The 17644-nt window shown below is 70.6% G+C and carries 17 protein-coding genes; 8 read left to right on the top strand and 9 right to left on the bottom strand.

What is annotated here, in order from left to right; all coding sequences use genetic code 11:
- Positions 1–22 precede the first annotated feature (22 nt).
- Together R4I43_RS06815 and R4I43_RS06810 are read left to right on the top strand one after the other, a co-directional pair.
- Positions 23–1219 carry a lycopene cyclase family protein gene (locus R4I43_RS06815; protein ID WP_324264675.1) on the top strand — a complete coding sequence of 399 codons (1197 nt, stop codon included), beginning with the start codon at positions 23–25 and terminating at the stop codon, positions 1217–1219.
- 330 nt (positions 1220–1549) lie between these two features.
- Entirely contained in the window at positions 1550–3385 is a 1836-nt protein-coding gene (locus R4I43_RS06810; protein WP_324264674.1) for a GGDEF domain-containing protein, read from the top strand.
- 88 nt (positions 3386–3473) lie between these two features.
- On the opposite strand, the gene R4I43_RS06805 is transcribed toward R4I43_RS06810, so the two are convergent.
- The 7 genes from R4I43_RS06805 to R4I43_RS06775 are packed head-to-tail and all read right to left on the bottom strand — an operon-like array spanning position 3474 to position 9952.
- Complete coding sequence (locus R4I43_RS06805) at positions 3474–3875, bottom strand: metal-sulfur cluster assembly factor (protein ID WP_324264673.1); 402 nt, start codon at positions 3873–3875, stop codon at positions 3474–3476.
- 31 nt (positions 3876–3906) lie between these two features.
- Positions 3907–4347, bottom strand: a complete 441-nt coding sequence (gene sufU, locus R4I43_RS06800) for a Fe-S cluster assembly sulfur transfer protein SufU (protein WP_324264672.1) — start codon at positions 4345–4347, stop codon at positions 3907–3909.
- Positions 4348–4367: 20 nt separating this feature from the next.
- Complete coding sequence (locus tag R4I43_RS06795; protein WP_324264671.1) at positions 4368–5666, bottom strand: cysteine desulfurase; 1299 nt, start codon at positions 5664–5666, stop codon at positions 4368–4370.
- Entirely contained in the window at positions 5663–6436 is a 774-nt protein-coding gene (gene sufC / locus R4I43_RS06790) for a Fe-S cluster assembly ATPase SufC (RefSeq protein ID WP_324264670.1), read from the bottom strand. Before sufC ends, R4I43_RS06795 begins: the two co-directional genes overlap by 4 nt.
- A 59-nt stretch (positions 6437–6495) precedes the next feature.
- A complete protein-coding gene (sufD, locus tag R4I43_RS06785) occupies positions 6496–7677 on the bottom strand; it encodes a Fe-S cluster assembly protein SufD (RefSeq protein WP_324264669.1) in 1182 nt (393 codons plus the stop codon).
- A 2-nt stretch (positions 7678–7679) separates the two neighbouring features.
- On the bottom strand, positions 7680–9137 hold the full coding sequence (gene sufB / locus R4I43_RS06780) for a Fe-S cluster assembly protein SufB (protein ID WP_324264668.1): 1458 nt from the start codon (positions 9135–9137) through the stop codon (positions 7680–7682).
- Positions 9134–9952: a helix-turn-helix transcriptional regulator gene (locus tag R4I43_RS06775; protein WP_324264667.1), complete on the bottom strand. Its 819-nt coding sequence runs from the start codon at positions 9950–9952 to the stop codon at positions 9134–9136. Before R4I43_RS06775 ends, sufB begins: the two co-directional genes overlap by 4 nt.
- Before the next feature lie 85 nt (positions 9953–10037).
- Here R4I43_RS06775 and mptB point away from each other — a divergent pair, with 85 nt between their 5' ends.
- The 5 genes from mptB (at position 10038) to R4I43_RS06750 (ending at position 15273) form a co-directional block, all read left to right on the top strand.
- Entirely contained in the window at positions 10038–11615 is a 1578-nt protein-coding gene (gene mptB, locus R4I43_RS06770; protein WP_324264666.1) for a polyprenol phosphomannose-dependent alpha 1,6 mannosyltransferase MptB, read from the top strand.
- 11 nt (positions 11616–11626) lie between these two features.
- On the top strand, positions 11627–12559 hold the full coding sequence (locus R4I43_RS06765; RefSeq protein ID WP_324264665.1) for an ABC transporter ATP-binding protein: 933 nt from the start codon (positions 11627–11629) through the stop codon (positions 12557–12559).
- On the top strand, positions 12556–13347 hold the full coding sequence (locus tag R4I43_RS06760) for an ABC transporter permease (protein ID WP_407691210.1): 792 nt from the start codon (positions 12556–12558) through the stop codon (positions 13345–13347). The genes R4I43_RS06765 and R4I43_RS06760 overlap by 4 nt, the downstream gene beginning before the upstream one ends.
- Before the next feature lie 67 nt (positions 13348–13414).
- On the top strand, positions 13415–14260 hold the full coding sequence (locus R4I43_RS06755) for an SCO6745 family protein (RefSeq protein WP_324264664.1): 846 nt from the start codon (positions 13415–13417) through the stop codon (positions 14258–14260).
- Positions 14261–14322: 62 nt separating this feature from the next.
- Positions 14323–15273: a COX15/CtaA family protein gene (locus R4I43_RS06750; RefSeq protein WP_324264663.1), complete on the top strand. Its 951-nt coding sequence runs from the start codon at positions 14323–14325 to the stop codon at positions 15271–15273.
- Between the two features lie 241 nt (positions 15274–15514).
- On the opposite strand, the gene R4I43_RS06745 is transcribed toward R4I43_RS06750, so the two are convergent.
- A complete protein-coding gene (locus R4I43_RS06745) occupies positions 15515–16012 on the bottom strand; it encodes a GbsR/MarR family transcriptional regulator (protein ID WP_324264662.1) in 498 nt (165 codons plus the stop codon).
- Between the two features lie 99 nt (positions 16013–16111).
- Complete coding sequence (locus R4I43_RS06740) at positions 16112–16429, bottom strand: hypothetical protein (RefSeq protein ID WP_324264661.1); 318 nt, start codon at positions 16427–16429, stop codon at positions 16112–16114.
- A 183-nt stretch (positions 16430–16612) separates the two neighbouring features.
- On the opposite strand from R4I43_RS06740, the gene R4I43_RS06735 reads away from it, so the two are divergent.
- Positions 16613–17581, top strand: a complete 969-nt coding sequence (locus R4I43_RS06735; RefSeq protein WP_324264660.1) for a quinone oxidoreductase family protein — start codon at positions 16613–16615, stop codon at positions 17579–17581.
- Positions 17582–17644: the final 63 nt, after the last annotated feature.

The following is a 17644-nucleotide window of genomic DNA, read 5'->3' as shown; positions in this document are numbered from 1 at the left end:
GCGGGCGTGATGTGATGATCGGGTGGCTGATGTCGTGGTGGTGGGTGGCGGACCGGCTGGCCGAGCCGCCGCTTCGGCCTGCAGCGATGCCGGTCTGACCGTGGCGCTGGTGGATCCGGCGCCGCGCAGCGGCTGGGCGAGCACCTTCGGCTCCTGGGCCGACGAGCTGCCGCCCGAGGTCGCCGAGCTGTCGACCACGATGGACCGCGTCCGCCTGCACGGCACGAGCGATCACGTGTGGCAGCGGCGCTACGCGGTGCTGGACAACACCGCGCTGTGGAAGCACCTGTGGCGCCCCGACGTCACCGAGGTGACCGGGCGCGCGGTCGCCGCCGAGCACGGTCCGACCGGCTCCACCGTGGTGCTCAAGGACGGCAGGCGGCTCGCGGCCGGGGTGGTCGTCGACGCCACCGGGCCCTCCCGGACGTTGTGCGGCGGCCGACCGGCGCACCCGCCCGCGCAGCAGACCGCGGTCGGCTGGATCGTCGACTCCGCGACCGCTGCGCCGTTCTGCGGCCCCGGCGAGGGCGTGTTCATGGACTGGCGCTCGGCGCCGCGCACCCGGGGCGGCTGGCCGACGTTCCTCTACGCGGTGCGGCTGGGACCGGACCGGGTGCTGCTGGAGGAGACCTCCCTCGCGCGCCGCCCGGCGCTGCCGCTGGCGCTGCTGCGGCGCAGGCTCGCCGGACGCCTGGCCGACGCCGGGATCGACCCGGAGGCGCGGCTGGACGAGGAGCGGGTGCGCTTCCCCGTCGACGATCCGCTGCCCCGGCCGGGCCGGGTGGTGCCGTTCGGCGCCGCGGCCGGTTTCGTTCACCCGGCCAGCGGTTTCAGCGTCGCGCGGGCGCTGCTGCGGGCGCCGTGGCTGGCGGCGGCGCTCAGCGGTGGCCTGACCACCGGGCCGGCCACGGCCGCGCGGGCGGGCTGGCAGGTGCTGTGGCCGCCGGAGGCGGTGACCGCGCACGTGCTGCGGCAGCGCTCGCTGCGCGCCCTGCTGTCGTTGCCGCCGGAGCTGGTGCCGGAGTTCTTCGAGGCGTTCTTCGCGCTGCCCGAACCCCACCGGATCGAGTTCCTCGCCGGTGAGGGCACCTCGGCGGGCACGGCGCGGGCGATGTCGGCGTTGTTCGCCCGCGTACCGTGGAGCATCCGCCGCAGGCTCGTGCTGGGCGGGATGTCGCTGGGGCATCCGCCCGCGAAGCACGGGCTCGGCGGAAGTTGATCTAGAGCAATTCGGTGCTGTGAAAGCAGAAGAATTGCGTCCACTTCAGCGCTGTGGGGAAGCGCAAATCACAACGCTGTTTTTCGAGTCGGCCTATTCACGGAACGTTCACGCAGCGTGCAGGGCTTTACCCGATAGGCTTTGGCCGCTATCGACGCAGGGTGACCAGGCAGACTCGCAATGACGTGCCACGTGCCACACGCATTCGTCCGACTGATGTTAGGTGCTGGTCAAGCACGCTAAGTTGGTCGGCGGGAATGGCGGCGCTCCGCCGACGAGGAGGAGCTGAGATGTCGGTGAACACATCGTGAACATGGTCGCTGGACAAGCATGAGCCGAGGCAACATCGACTCCGTGCTCGCGCTGGTGGACGAAGTGCGCTTCGCGTTCCAGCCATTGATCAACATCAAGACCGGTGCCATCGTCGCGATCGAGGCGTTGGCTCGGCCGGCGGGCGCGCACGTCCAGGACCTGTTCCGGGAAGCGGCGCGACTGCGACGGCTCACCGAGCTCGATGTGGACTTGGCGGTGAAGGCGGTCCAATCCGCAGCGGAGCACGAGTCGTTGCTCCCGCTGCACCTCAACCTGTTCGGCGGCACCCTCGTGCACGACCACGAGCGGCTGGAGCTGCTGCGCGAGAAGCTGCGCGAGGTCGGCAGGCGCGAGCACGAGGTCACCCTGGAGATCGGGCCGCCGTTCGCCCGCATCGACCCCGGCCAGCTGCTGGACGGCGTCGGCAAGCTGCGGTCCGACGGCTTCCAGATCGCGCTCGACGGGGTCGGTGAAGGCGACATCCCGCTGACCCTGATCGGCGACATCGGGCCCGCCACCATCAAGCTCGACCGGGCCGTGGTGCAGGGCCTGCCCGACGATCCGGCGCGCGTCGCCGTCGTCGAGTCGGTGCGCCACCTGTGCGAGGCGACCGAGAGCCAGCTGGTCGCCGAGGGCGTGGAGAGCGACCGCCAGCTCAACTCGCTGCGCCGCAACGGCGTCCGCCTGGTGCAGGGCAACCTGCTGGCCCCGGCCGGGCGCAGGCCTCCCACCACGAGCACCGTGCCCGGGGTGGCCGCCGAGGTCACCGACCCGCACGCGCCGTCGATCAACACCATCGCCAGCGGCCCCCGCGTCACCGAGTTCCTCTCCCCCGCGACGATGCTGTCCATCGACGCCACCGCCGACAAGGTCCGCGAGGTGCTGGCCGACCACACCGAGATCAGCGGTGTCGTGCTGGTCGACGAGCACAACCGGCCGCAGTACACGATCGACCGCAACCGCTTCCTGCTCGCCGTCACCGGCCCCTACGGGCACGCGCTGCACGCCAAGCGCCCGGCCTCGCGACTGGCCGACGAGCCGCGCGTGGTCAACACCGGCACCACGGCGATGGAAGCGCTGAGCATGATCACCCGCTCGGACCAGTACCGGATGTACGACGACGCGATCGTCGTCGACGAGGCCGGCCGCTGCCTGGGCGCGGTCCGGGCCGGTGACCTGATCCGCGGCATGGCGGAGATGAAGGTCGAGGAGGCCGCCGCGCTCAACCCGCTGACCCGCCTGCCGGGCAGCGACGCCATCGCCCGCGACGTGGCCCGCCGCATCGCCGCCGGCGAGATCTTCGCGGTGAGCTGGCTGGACATCGACGGGTTCAAGACGGTCAACGACACGGCCGGCTTCTCCGCGGGCGACGACCTGATCCGCTCGATCGGCCGCAGCCTCACCGACGCCGGCGCGGCGCTGAGCTCGGTGCAGGTCGGGCACGTGGGCGGCGACGACTTCCTGCTGGTCTCCGACCTCGACGACCTGGTGACGCTGGCCGACTCGGTGCTGGGCCCGCACCGCACCGCGGGCGAGGTGGAGGTCACCCTCTCGCTGGCGACGCTGGTGTGCACCACGCAGACGGTCTCCGACTACGACGAGGCCTCCAGCAAGCTCGCCCCGCTCAAGAGCTACGCCAAGCAGCTCACCGGCTCCAGCTGGGTCATGTCGCGCCCCGGCTCGGACCGCATCGAGGTCCTGCGCGGCCAGGGCGCCGCGGCACCGCCGCCCCAGGCACCCCCGCTGGCGAGCACCCCGCCTCCGCCGGTGCCTCCGCCCCAGGCTCCACCGCCGTCACCGCCGCACGGCTTCCCCACCCAGGACCCGGAGCAGATGCACCACAACAGGTACTGAGCGCGAAAGAAGGCCCCCGGCACGAAGCCGAGGGCCTTCCTCACGTCAGCGGGCAGTTCCGGTTGGGCCTGCCCCTTGCCGCGGCGGATCAGACCGTGAAGCCGAGGGCTCGGAGCTGCTCGCGGCCTTCTTCGGTGATCTTCTCGGGGCCCCACGGGGGCATCCAGACCCAGTTGATCCGGAAGTCCGAGACGATGCCGCCGCCCGGGCCGCCGGTCAGGGCGGCGCGGGCCTGGTCCTCGATGACGTCGGTCAGCGGGCAGGCCGCCGACGTCAGCGTCATGTCCACGGTGGCGGAGTTGTCCTGCTCGACGCGGACGTCGTAGACCAGGCCCAGGTCGACGACGTTGATGCCCAGCTCGGGGTCGACCACGTCGCGGAGGGCCTCCTCGACGTCCTCCAGCTTGGCGAGCTCGGCCGGGGCGGCCTGCTCCGGCAGGGCGTCGGCAGTGCGCGCCACGTCGTCCTGCACTTGGGTCTCGTCGCTCACATTGCCTCCTGAAAGTCTGTTGGCACCGAACTCACGCGCGGGCGACCGCGTCCTTGAAGGCCATCCAGCCGAGTAGCGCGCACTTGACCCGCATCGGGTACTTGGCCACGCCGGCGAAGGCGATGGCGTCTTCGAGCACGTCCTCGTCGGGTTCGACCTTGCCTCGGCCGTGCATCAGCTCGCTGAACGCGGCCTCGGTTTCGAGTGCTTCCTTGAGCGGCTTGCCGACGACCAGGTCGGTGAGCACCGACACCGCCGCCTGGCTGATCGAGCAGCCCTGTCCCGCGTAGGAGACGTCCTCGACGATGGCGTTCTCGTCCTCGCCGGTCAACCGGACCCGCAGCGTCACCTCGTCCCCGCAGGTCGGGTTGACCTGGAAGGACTCGGCGTCGAAGGGCTCCCGCAGCCCGTGCCGGTGCGGGTTGCGGTAGTGGTCCAGGATGATCTCCTGGTACATCTGCTCAAGCTGCATGTGCGCCAGTCCTCGGCGGTTCAGGCGACGCCGAAGAAGCGCTGCGCCTCGCGCACCGCGTCCACCAGCGCCTTGACCTCGTCCAGTTCGTTGTACAGGTAGAACGACGCGCGAACGGTCGCGGGAATTCCCATCCGCCGGTGCAGCGGCCACGCGCAGTGGTGGCCCACCCGGACCTCCACTCCCTGGTCGTCGAGCACCTGGCCGGCGTCGTGCGGGTGCACGCCGTCGATCACGAAGGAGACGGCGCCACCGCGGTGGTCGGTGCTGGTGGGGCCGATGATGCGCACGCCCTCGATCGCGCCGAGCTCGCGCAGCGCGGTCTCGGTGAGCTCGTGCTCGTGCGCGGCGACCCGGTCCATGCCCACCGCGTTGAGGTAGTCCACGGCAGCGCCGAGCCCGACGACCTGCGAGGTCATCGGCACGCCCGCCTCGAACCGCTGCGGCGGCGGGGCGAACGTGGAGCGCTCCATGTGCACCAGCTCGATCATCGAACCGCCGCTGATGAACGGCGGCATCGCGTCGAGCAGCTCGCGGCGCCCGTAGAGCACGCCGACACCGGACGGGCCGAGCATCTTGTGCCCGGAGAACACCGCGAAGTCCACGCCCATCGCCTTGAAGTCCACCGGCGCGTGCGGCACGGACTGGCAGGCGTCGAGCACGACCAGCGCGCCGACCTGGTGGGCGCGCTCGACGATCTCCTCGCCGGTGTTGACGGTGCCGAGCACGTTGGACTGGTGGGTGAAGGCCACGACCTTGGCGCGCTCGGAGATCACCGAGGCGACGTCGGAGGTGTCGAGCCGGCCTTCGTCGGTGACGCCGAACCAGCGCAGCGTGGCACCGGTGCGCTCGCACAGCTGCTGCCACGGCACCAGGTTGGCGTGGTGCTCCATTTCGGTCACCACGACCTCGTCGCCGGGGCCGAGGCGGAAGCGCTCGGCTTCCGCCCCGGCCGTCGCGGAGTTGCTCATGGCGTAGGCGACGAGGTTCACGCCCTCGGTGGCGTTCTTGGTGAACACCACTTCGTCATCCCCGACGCCGATGAAGTTCGCGATGCGTTCTCGCGCGCCTTCATAGGCGTCCGTGGCCTCCTCGGCCAGCTGGTGCGCGCCGCGGTGCACGGCGGCGTTGGAGGTCTCCAGGAAGGAGCGCTCCGCGTCGAGCACCTGGCGCGGCCGCTGCGAGGTCGCCCCGGAATCGAGGTAGACCATGCGTTTTCCGTCGCGGATCGTGCGCCCGAGGATCGGGAAGTCCGCACGGATGGCCGCCACGTCCAGTGGGGTGCTCGCACCAGTGGTGCGAAGAGGCTGTGGGGTCATGACTGGGCGGCCGCCTCCTTCTTGCCGGTGAACCGCACGTAACCGCTGGTCTCGAGCTCGTCGGCGAGTTCGGCGCCACCGGACTCGACGACCTTGCCGTCGGAGAACACGTGCACGCGGTCCGGGGTGATGTGCTTGAGGATCCGGGTGTAGTGGGTGATCAGCAGAACGCCCTTGTCACCCTTCTCCTTGAAGCGGTTGACGCCGTCGGAGACGACGCGCAGCGCGTCGACGTCCAGACCGGAGTCGGTCTCGTCGAGCACCGCGAACTTCGGGTTGAGCAGGTCCAGCTGCAGGATCTCGTGGCGCTTCTTCTCACCGCCGGAGAAGCCCTCGTTGACGCTGCGCTCGGAGAAGGACGGGTCGATGTCCAGGGCGGACATCGCCTGCTTGACCTCCTTGACCCAGTGCCGGATCTGCGGGGCCTCACCGCGGACGGCGGTGGCGGCGGTGCGCAGGAAGTTCGACATCGACACGCCCGGCACCTCGACCGGGTACTGCATCGCGAGGAACAGGCCCGCGCGGGCGCGCTCGTCGACCGACATCTCCAGGACGTCCTCGCCGTCGAGCAGCACCGTGCCCGAGTCGATCTGGTACTTGGGGTGACCGGCCAGCGCGTAGGCCAGGGTCGACTTGCCGGAGCCGTTGGGGCCCATGATGGCGTGGATCTGACCGGTGTCGACGGTCAGGTTGACGCCCTTGAGGATCGGCTTCGCGCCGTCCTCGGTGAGGACCGAACCGTGCAGGTCCTTGATCTCCAGGGTGGCCATTTCTTACTCGAATCTCCTGGTGTGGTGGTACCGAAGGTCTGGGAATCGGGTCGTGGCGCTCAGGCGCCGACGACGGCGAGCTCTTCCTCGATCTCGGCCTCGAGGCGCTCCCGCACCTCGGGGACGTTGATCTTCTGCAGCAGTTCGCCGAAGAAGCCGCGCACGACCAGGCGGCGGGCCTGGTCCTGCGGGATGCCGCGGGCCTGCAGGTAGAACAGCTGCTCGTCGTCGAACCGGCCGGTGGCGCTGGCGTGGCCGGCTCCCTCGATCTCGCCGGTCTCGATCTCCAGGTTCGGGACCGAGTCGGCCCGCGCACCTTCCGTCAGCACCAGGTTGCGGTTGAGCTCGTAGGTGTCGGTGCCCTCGGCGGCGGCCTGGATCAGCACGTCGCCGATCCACACCGAGTGCGCCGAGTCGCCCTGCAGCGCGCCCTTGTAGAGGACGTTGCTGCGGCAGTTGGGCACGCTGTGGTCGACCAGCATGCGGTGCTCGAGGTGCTGGCCGGCGTCGGCGAAGTAGATGCCGAGCAGCTCGGCGTCGCCGCCCTTGTCCGCGTAGTTGACGGTGGTGTTCACGCGCACCAGGTCACCGCCGAGGGTGACGGCGAAGTGGCGGAACACCGCGTCGCGGCCGAGCGTGGCGTGCTCGGAGCTGACCTGCGTGGCGTCGTCGGCGAAGTCGTGGATGGACACGACCCGCAGCTGCGCGCCGTCGGCGACGACGAACTCGACGTTGTCGCCGATGGTGCCGGAGCCGCGGTAGTCGATGACGACGACCGCCTCGGCGAACTGCTCGGCGTGGATCTGCAGGTGGCCGTAGGCGACCTCGCCGGCCCCGGGGCCGTCCACCGTGACGGTGATCGGCCCTTCGACCTTGGTCTCCTTGGGCACCGTGACGATGGTGGCCTCGGCGAACGAGCTCCAGGCCTGCGCGGCGACGCGGTCGGCGGGCACGCCGCCCTGGCCGATGCGCGCGTCGTCGCGGCCCACGGTCTCGGTGGTGGCCTCACCGGTGACCTCGATCTTGAGGTTGCCGGTGGCGGTCGCCGATCCGTCGTGCAGACCCTTGAGGCGCTTCATCGGCGTGAAACGCCAGTCCTCCTCGCGGCCGCCGGGGACCTCGAAGGCCTCGACGTCGTAGGAGGTGAAGCGCTCCCCGCGGGAGGCCTGCGGAATCACAGACCCCCCGTGGGAGTGCTCGGTCAGCCCGTGCTGCTGGGCGTCGGTTTCGGTGGTGCTCATCGTTAGCCGACGGCCCCTTCCATCTGCAGTTCGATCAGTCGGTTCAGTTCCAGCGCGTACTCCATCGGCAGCTCGCGCGCGATGGGCTCGACGAAGCCGCGGACGATCATCGCCATCGCCTCGTCCTCGGTCAGACCGCGCTGCATCAGGTAGAACAGCTGGTCATCGCTGACCTTGGACACCGTCGCCTCGTGGCCCATGGTCACGTCGTCGACGCGCACGTCCACGTAGGGGTAGGTGTCGGAGCGGCTGATGGTGTCGACCAGCAGCGCGTCGCACTTGACGTTCGACGAGGAGTGGTGGGCGCGCTTGGCGACCTTGACCAGACCCCGGTAGGACGTGCGGCCACCACCGCGGGCGATCGACTTGGAGACGATCGTCGAGGAGGTGTGCGGCGCCAGGTGCTCCATCTTCGCGCCGGCGTCCTGGTGCTGGCCCTCGCCCGCGAAGGCGACGGACAGGACCTCGCCCTTGGCGTGCTCGCCCATCAGGAACACCGACGGGTACTTCATGGTGACCTTGGAGCCGAGGTTGCCGTCGACCCACTCCATGGTCGCGCCCTCTTCGGCCTTGGCGCGCTTGGTCACCAGGTTGTACACGTTGTTCGACCAGTTCTGGATCGTCGTGTAGCGGCAGCGGCCGCCCTTCTTCACGATGATCTCCACCACGGCCGAGTGCAGCGAGTCGCTGGAGTAGATCGGTGCCGTGCAGCCCTCGACGTAGTGCACGTAGGCGCCCTCGTCGACGATGATCAGCGTCCGCTCGAACTGGCCCATGTTCTCGGTGTTGATCCGGAAGTAGGCCTGCAGCGGGATGTCTACGTGCACGCCCGGCGGCACGTAGATGAACGAGCCTCCCGACCACACGGCGGTGTTCAGCGCGGAGAACTTGTTGTCACCGGCCGGGATGACCGAGCCGAAGTACTCCTTGAAGATCTCCGGGTGCTCGCGCAGGGCCGTGTCGGTGTCCAGGAACAGCACGCCCTGGGCCTCCAGGTCCTCGCGGATCTGGTGGTAGACGACCTCGGACTCGTACTGCGCGGCGACACCCGCGACCAGCCGCTGCTTCTCCGCCTCGGGGATGCCCAGCTTGTCGTAGGTGTTCTTGATGTCCTCGGGCAGGTCTTCCCAGGTCTGGGCCTGCTCCTCGGTCGAGCGCACGAAGTACTTGATGTTGTCGAAGTCGATGCCCGACAGGTCCGCGCCCCAGTTCGGCATGGGCTTGCGGTCGAACAGCTTCAGGGCCTTCATGCGCGTCTCGAGCATCCACTCGGGCTCGCTCTTCTTGTCCGAGATGTCGCGCACGACGTCCTCGGACAGACCGCGCTTGGCGGTCGCGCCCGCGACGTCGTTGTCAGCCCAGCCGTATTCGTAATTGCCCAGCGTCGCCAGGGTTTCTTCCTGGGTGAGCTGACCATCGGATGCGGTGGTGGGATTGCGCTGCTCCGCAGCGGCAGTCATACGGACTCCCCTCCAGCAGGAATCGGGGCGGTGTTCTGCCGGTCCTTCGGGACCGAACCGGCAGAGGTCTGTTCGGCGTCCGGGCCTGAGCCCGGATCCGTCAACCGCGCGGTTGGTACGTGCGTGGTGCAGGCCGCATCACCGTTCGCGATCGTGGCCAGCCGCTGCACGTGGGTGCCGAGTACTTCGGCGAACGCCGCCGTCTCGGCTTCGCACAGCTGCGGGAAGTCCGCAGCCACGTGCGCCACCGGGCAGTGGTGTTGGCAGAGCTGCTCGCCGCTTCCGACGCTGCGCGCCGAGGCAGCGTAGCCCTCCCGGGTGAGCGCGTCGGCGAGTACCTCCGCGCGCTCGGCCGGGGTCCGAGCGGCTACGAGCGCTTCCCGGTGGTTGGCCACCAGGGCGGCCATCCTCCGTTCCGCGAACTCGCGCACCGCCTGTTCCCCTTCGTGTTCGGCGATGAACCGCAGCGCCGCCACCGCCAGGTCGTCGTAGGCGTGTCCGAACCTCGCTCTGCCCGACTCGGTGAGCAGGTAGAGCTTGGCGGGTCGGCCACGACCTCGACGGCCGCGCGGAGAGGACTCCCGGGTGTAGGCCTCGCCCTCGGCGACCAGCACGTCCAAGTGCCGGCGCACCGCGGTGGGGCTGACCCCGAGTTCTTCGGCCACCGCAGCAGCGGTGATCGGCCCCCGTTCCAGCAGCAACCGCGCAACCGTGTGACGGGTCCGGCCGTCGCCTTGCGCAGCCGCGCCGGGCTGGCCCGCAGGCCCCGTCTCGGTGGCGGCTGCGGTCGGCTGCGACGTCCCGACCTTTTTCACAACACGAATGTTACCTATTTCGATCGCACACACCAGGGCACGGGGCGGGTACGTGATCTGACTCACCCCATTACGCTGCGAAACCGTGGCTGCAGGCGAAACGACGGACCAGGCGACGTTGCTCCCCGGGTCGGAGGCATCCGAACGGACCAGCACCGCGCCGCTCGACCACGCCGAACGGAGGCAGCTCGACCACATCCGCCGCTTCGGCACCACCGGATCCCTGATCCTGGCCGCCGGGGCGTTCGGCGCCGGGGCCAACCCGGTGATCAACCCGCTCTACGGCGCGCGCCTGCTGGGCCTGCTCAGCCGGATGCCCACCGTGGCGATGGCGATCTGCTGGCTGGGCATGCTCATGATCGTCGCCGCCTGGCTGTGGCTGGGACTGCTGTGCCGGCCGGGCCGCGAGCGCATCCTCAGCGTCGGCCAGCTGGCCCGCACCGCCGCCATGTGGGCGCTGCCGCTGGCGCTGTGCCCACCGCTGTTCAGCACCGACATGTACAGCTACCTCGCGCAGAGCGAGGTCGCCGCGCGCGGGCTCAACCCGTACCTGGTCAGCCCGCTCATCGGGCTGGGCGTGGACCACCCGTTCACCACCAACGTGCCCAACATCTGGCGCGACACCCCGTCCCCGTACGGGCCGCTGTTCCTGATGTTCGGGCAGCTCGTCTCGCGGGTCATCGGCGACAACGTGATCTTCGGCGTGCTGATCTGGCGCGTGGTGATGCTGTGCGGCCTGGCGCTGGCGATCTGGGCCATCCCGCGGCTGGCCCGCCGCTGCGGCGTGCACCCGGCCGCCGCGATGTGGCTCAGCGTCGCCAACCCGATCGTGCTGTTCCACGTGATCAGCGGCATGCACAACGAGGCCCTGATGGTCGGCATCATGCTGTCCGCCATCGAGCTGGGCCTGCGGTTCCAGACCGTCCCCGGCACCATCGCCGCCGGTGCGCTCCTGACCATCGCGGGCGCGATCAAACCGCCCGGCTGGATCGCGCTCGGGTTCTTCGGGATCTGCCTGGTGCTGCTGCGCGGCGGCCGGTGGCGCGACCTGTTCCGCGTCGGCGGCCTGCTCGGCGCGGTGTTCCTGGCCACCATGACGGTGATCACGGTGGGTAGCGGCTGGGGCCTGGGCTGGATCGACACCTTCGACGTGCCCAACCGGGTCAAGACCTTCATGGCCCCGCTGAGCGCCTTCGGCATGACCGGCGGCGGGGTCTCCACGCTGCTCGGGCTGGGCAACCACACCGACGCGATGCTGATCATCACCAAGAACATCGGCTACCTGATCGTGGCCGGGGTGTGCCTGTGGATGCTGTGGCTGTCGTTCCGGGGCCGGATCCACCCGCTGGTCGCGATGGGCGCGACGTACCTCACGCTGGCGCTGGCGGTTCCGGTGCTGTGGCCCTGGTACCTGCTGTGGTCGGTGGTGCCGCTGGCGCTGTCGACCAACAACTCCCGGTTCCGCGTGACCGCGACCGCGATCTGCGCGATCGTGTCCCTGCTGATCCCGCCGACCGGCGCCGGATTCGTGCTGCGCGCGTACCAGATCCCGCTCGCCGTGATCGCCGCGCTCGTCGCGTTCGCGATCACGGTGGCGCTGGTGAGGCACCGGATGCCCGTCCTGTGGCCCACCCTCGACCGGGTGCGCCAGGTCAAGCAATAGGCTGTGAATCCGTGAGCAACGAGAGTCCGGCCGTCCTGCTGCGCGGGCTGGAGAAGCGCTTCGGGGACACCACCGCGGTCGCCGGGCTCGACCTGTGCCTGCCGCGCGGCGGTGTGCTGGCACTGCTGGGGCCCAACGGCGCCGGCAAGACCACCACGGTGGAGATCTGCGAGGGCTTCCAGCGCCCGGACCGCGGCGAGGTCCGCGTCCTCGGCCTCGACCCGCACACCCAGGGCGAGCAGCTGCGCCCGCGCATCGGCGTGATGCCGCAGGGCGGCGGCGCGTACCCGGGCGTGCGCACCGAGGAGATGCTCCACCTCGTCGCCGCGTGCACCGCCAACCCGCTCGACCCGGCCTGGCTGCTCGAGGTGCTCGGCCTGGAGTCGGTGCGCCGGACGTCCTACAAGCGGCTCTCCGGTGGTCAGCAGCAGCGGCTGTCGCTGGCCTGCGCGCTGATCGGCCGACCGGAGCTGGTGTTCCTCGACGAACCCACCGCCGGGCTCGACCCGCAGGCCCGCCGCCTGGTGTGGGAGCTGGTCGCCGCGCTGCGCCGGGACGGCGTGAGCGTGCTGCTGACCACGCACCTGATGGACGAGGCCGAGGCGCTGGCCGACCGGGTGGTGATCGTCGACCACGGCCGCGCGGTCGCCGACGGCACCGCCGAGGAGCTCACCGCGCCCGCCGACGGCAAGCAGGAGCTGCGGTTCCGCTCGCAGACCGGCCTGGACCTGGACCTGCTGCTGGCCGCGCTGCCCGAGGGCTACAAGGCCGAGGAGCTGCGCCCCGGCGACTACGTGGTGCGCGGCGAGATCAACCCGCAGGTGGTCTCCACGGTGACCGCCTGGTGCGCCCAGCACAGCGTGCTGGCCCAGGAGCTGCGGGTGACCCGCCGCAGCCTGGAGGACGTCTTCCTGGATCTGACCGGACGGGAGCTTCGATCGTGACCGCCGAGCTCGGTGACCGGTTCGACGCCGGAACCTTCACGCCCGCTCCCGGCCGGGGCCGCCCGCTGCGGATGCTGGCCGCGCAGACCCGCATCGAGACGCTGCTGATCGTCCGGCACGGCGAGCAGGCGCTGCTGACGCTGATCATCCCGATCGCCCTGCTCATCGGCATGAGCACCATCCACATCGGCGACCTGCCCGAGCCGCGGGTGAACTCGGTGATGCCGCGGATCCTGGCGCTGGCGGTGATGTCCACGGCGTTCACCGGGCAGGCCATCGCGCTGGGCTTCGACCGCCGCTACGGCGTGCTCAAACGCCTGTCGGCGACCGCTTTGCCGCGTTGGACGCTGATCTCCGGCCGGGTGCTGGCGACCTTGCTGGTGGTCGCGCTGCAGGCCGTGGTGCTGAGCGTGACGGCACTGCTGCTGGGCTGGTCACCGGCGCTGTCCGGGCTGCTGCCCGGCATCGGCCTGCTGGTGCTCGGCACGCTCGTGTTCGGCGCGGCCGGTGTGCTGGTCGGCGGGGCCCTGCGCCCGGAGATCGTCCTGGCCCTGGCCAACGCGGTCTGGTTCATCCTGCTGCTGGCCGGTGGCCTCGCCCTGCCGGCCGACGACCTGCCGGGGCCGCTCGGAGTCATCGCCGGGTTCCTGCCCTCGGGCGCGCTGGCCGAAGCCCTCGACGCGGTGCTGGTGCGCAGCGCACTGCCCGGCGCCCAACCGGTCCTGGTCCTGCTGGCCTGGGGCGTGGTGTGCGGAGCGACCGCGGTGCGGACGACCCGGCTGACCTGAGCGGCCCGGACGAGCACCGCAGGTGCTCTCTGCCGAAAGACCCGCTCTTCCTTCTAAGGTGGCCTGCATGACGAAGATCGCTCGGCATGCCAAGGCCTCCTTAGAACTGTTCCACGCGATGATCTACTTCGCCCCGGAGGCGGAGGACCGCTTCACCAAGCTGGGTCTCAAGCCCGGCCGGATGAGCTACTACGCGGGCCGGTCCGCTGCGATGGGGCCGGTGGGCGCAGGGGTCGTGGCCGCGACCTTCTACAACTTCAACCCGGTCTCCGTCGCCAAGTCGATCCCCGCCGCGTGGGACATCGCCTCCCCCGCCGAGGTCCTCGACGCGCGCCTGGACGCCGTGGACGCGGCGCTGCACCGGCTGCTCGGCGACGAGGTGCTGGCCTCCGACGACGTCGCCGAGGCCGCCGAGCTGGCCCGCATCGCCTCCGAAGGTTGCAGCCCCGAGGGCAAGCCGCTCTACGCCGGTCACGCCGACCTCGACTGGCCGGAGACCCCGCACCTGAAGCTGTGGCACGCGCTCACGCTGCTGCGCGAGTTCCGCGGCGACGGCCACATCGCCGCCCTGCAGCAGGCCGGGATCTCCGGCATCCAGTCGCTGGTGCTGCACAGCGGCGCGGGCGGCGGGTTCACCCCGGAGGCCGCGCGGACGCTGCGCGAGTGGTCCGAGCAGGAGTGGGCCGAGGCCACCGAGCAGCTGCGCGAGCGCGGCCTGGTGACCGCTGACGGCGAGACCACCGACGAGGGCAAGCAGCTCCGCGAGGACGTCGAGGTCCGCACCGACGAGATGGCCATGCCCCCGTGGCAGCACCTCGGCGAGGACCGCACCGCCGCCCTGATCGACAAGGGCGGCAAGTTCAGCAAGGCCCTCCTGGCGGCCGGAGCCCTCCCCAAGGGCCTGTTCAAGTGACCGGAGCGGCACAGGCGTGACCTGCGGGCGGGGCGATCCGAGGCGCCGAATACCATTCAGTTGTGGCGCTACCTACTTGGATCTCCCGCCCGTCACCGCGCACCGTGCGGATCCTCGCGATCGCCGTGCTGGTGACGCAGGCGTTGATCTCGGTGACCGGGGTGACCGTCCGCGTGACGGGCTCCGGGCTGGGATGTCCGACCTGGCCGCAGTGCTTCCCGGGCAGCATGGTCCCGATGCCGCACGCGGAGGTCGCCGCCCTGCACCAGGCGATCGAGTTCGGCAACCGGCTGCTCACCGGTGTCATCGGGTTCATCGCGCTGGCCTGCTTCCTGGCCGCGTGGCGCTGCCGCCCGCACCGCAAGCGCCTGGTGGGCCTGGCGCTGATCATGCCGCTGGGCGTGGTCGCGCAGGCGATCATCGGCGGCATGACGGTGCTGGTGAACCTGGCCTGGTGGAGCGTCTCGGTGCACTTCATGGCCTCGGCGATCCTGATCTGGCTGGCCGCGCTCCTGGTCAAGGCCACCACCGAGGGCGACCGCGCGCCGCTGGGCATCGTCACCCGCCCGATGCGCCGCCTGCTGGTCGCGCTGGTCGTGGTCACCGCCGCCGTGCTCGTCGCGGGCACCCTGGTCACCGCCGCCGGCCCGCACGCCGGTGACCCGGACACGCCGCGCCTGGGCTTCCCGGTCGCGACCCTGGTCCAGGTGCACGGGATGCTCGTGATGGCCTACGTGCTGCTGCTGGCGGTCTTCGGCGTCTGGCTGCGCTCGGCCCGACCGACGAAGGCGCTGATCAAGGCCTACATCTCGGCGTGCGCGATGGTCCTGGTCCAGGGCGCGATCGGCTCGGTCCAGTACTACCTCGGCGTTCCCGAGGTCCTGGTGGTGCTGCACGTGGCCGCCGCGACCTGCGTGATCATCACGACGGCCGGCCTGTGGACGGAGTCCCGCAACCGCGGCCCGCTCCCCCACCCGGAGGTCGCCGAACCGCAGGAATCCGTCGCGGTCTGACGCCGAGGCCCGTCAGGCAAGCGACGAAGTCGCTTTCCCAGTGCCCCGCCTGAGGCGCTGGCACCGCGGTGCCCTCCCCTGCGGGGGATTTCTGAGCGCCTTCGTGGCGAGTACGCCGGGACGCCGCGTAGTCGAATACTCAAGTAGCGGCGCACGGAGTCCACGAAGGCGCTGCGCTTTCCCGTTCGGGGGTTTCCGCTACCCGCACCGCCACGCAAAACAACCACCGACAACAGACGGCTCAGAAGCGGAGCTTGGGCTTGCCCTCGCGCTCCCAGCGGCGCCAGAGCTCCGGCATCTCGCCGGAGAGCCACTTGTAGAACTCGTTGACGGTGCGCAGGCGGCGGGCTCGTTCGCCTTGGCCGCTGAACATCCGCAGGCCGGTGGCGGTGAGCTCTTCGAGATCGGTGACCCGCTCCATGCGCTGGCGGACCAGCGCGGGCCAGCGGTCCTCCTCCACCTGGTAGAGCGCGGCCTCGCGGCCCTGGCGGGTGGTCTTGGAGATCACGCCGAGGCGCATCAGCAGCCGGACGTTGGTGCTGATCGAGCCGGTGCTGGCGGCCAGCGCGTGCGAGAGCTCGTTGGCGGTGCGCTCCGGCGGGTCGCAGATCAGCAGGAACGCCAGGATGCGACCGGCGATCAGCGGCATGCCCTCGGTGGCTTCGAAGTGGGCGGCCATCTGCTCGATCCACTCCGACATCGCGGGCCGGTCAGTGCGCTGCAGGTACTCCTCGGACACGCCGCCTCCGTCCAGATCGAGTTCAGTTCCCGCTGAAAACATAAACCACAGCGAACGTCTCGACCAGCCTGGATCGGCGGCGTGTCCGGAAGAGCCAGGTCAGCGGGCGCGCGGCCCGGCCATCTTGCGGCGGTGCGCGGCGCCGATCTTGAGCGCGGCGGTGGTGTCGGCGTCCCACTCGCTGGCGGTCAGGCCCTCGACGGCCTCCACGAGGGCCTCGCCCACGGTGGGGCTGGTGACCATGACGTCGCCGAGGCGGCCGTCCTCACCGATGAGCACCACCCGGGCGCCGGCACGGCCGATGTTCTCCACCACCGCGCGCGCCGACCCGCCGTGGTCGGCGACGAAGGCCTTGGCCGCGGACAGGGCCTTCGGGGTGGGCGCGGTGCTCTGCTCGGTGTCCTTCTCGGCTGTCATGCGGGGATCCTAAACAGGTTTCACCCCTCCGCAGAACCGGTCGTTGCGCACGACACTCGATCTCGGGCGCGCGGGCGGCGGGCACCCGAAGATGGGAACCGGCGGTGCCGGGAGGGATGATCGACGTCGGCCGTCGCGTTGCTCCTGACGGCCGAGAAGCAAGCCCTGCGAAGGAGAGAACAGATGCGCGCGATTCGGGTGGCGACCAGCGGTGGTCCCGAGGTCCTCGAGCTCAGCGAGGTCGAGGTTCCCGAACCCGGTCCCGGCCACCTGCTGGTCGACGTCGCCGCCGCCGGGGTCAACTTCATCGACACCTACCAGCGCAGCGGCCTGTACTCGATGCAGCTGCCGTTCACCCCGGGTTCCGAGGGCGCCGGTGAGATCGTCGCGGTGGGCGCCGACGTCGACGGGTTCGCCGTCGGCGAGCGGGTCGCCTGGGCGATGGCTCCCGGCAGCTACGCGGAGAAGGCGCTGGTCCCGGCGAGCGTGGCGGTCAAGATCCCCGACGGCGTGGACGACAGGACCGCTGCGGCCGCGATGCTGCAGGGCATGACGGCGCACTACCTGGTCACCTCGACCCACGAGGTCGCCACCGGTGAGACAGCGCTGGTGCACGCGGCGGCGGGCGGCATGGGACTGCTGCTGACGCAGCTGATCAAGTCCAAGGGCGCGAACGTCATCGGCACCGTGTCCACCGCTGAGAAGGAGCGGCTGGCGCGCGAGGCCGGGGCGGACGAGATCATCCGCTACACCGAGGCCGACGTGGCCGCCGAGGTCAGCGACCTCACCGACGGGCGCGGCGTGGACGTGGTCTACGACGGGGTCGGCAAGAGCACCTTCGAGGCGAGCCTGGCGAGCTTGCGCCCGCGCGGCACGCTGGCGCTGTTCGGCGCTTCCAGCGGTCCGGTGCCGCCGTTCGACCCGCAGCGGTTGAACTCGGCCGGTTCGCTGTTCCTCACCCGGCCGTCGCTGGGCCACCACATCCTCACCCGCGAGGAGCTCGACTGGCGCGCGGGCGAGGTCTTCAACTGGATCGCCGCGGGCGCGATCACCTTCAGCATCGGCGGCACCTACGCGCTCGACGAAGCCCGCAAGGCCCACGAGGACCTCGAAGCCCGCCGCACCACCGGCAAGCTCCTCATCCTCCCCTGACCAGGCTTTTTCGAATTTCGCTGCCCGGGTGGGGGGGCCTGACAGGGCCCGCCGATGGCGGGG

This window comes from Saccharopolyspora mangrovi (assembly GCF_035320975.1).
Classification (GTDB): Bacteria; Actinomycetota; Actinomycetes; order Mycobacteriales; family Pseudonocardiaceae; genus Saccharopolyspora; species Saccharopolyspora mangrovi.
Note: the sequence above shows the minus strand (reverse complement) of the source record. Positions and strands in the feature narration are given on the sequence as shown.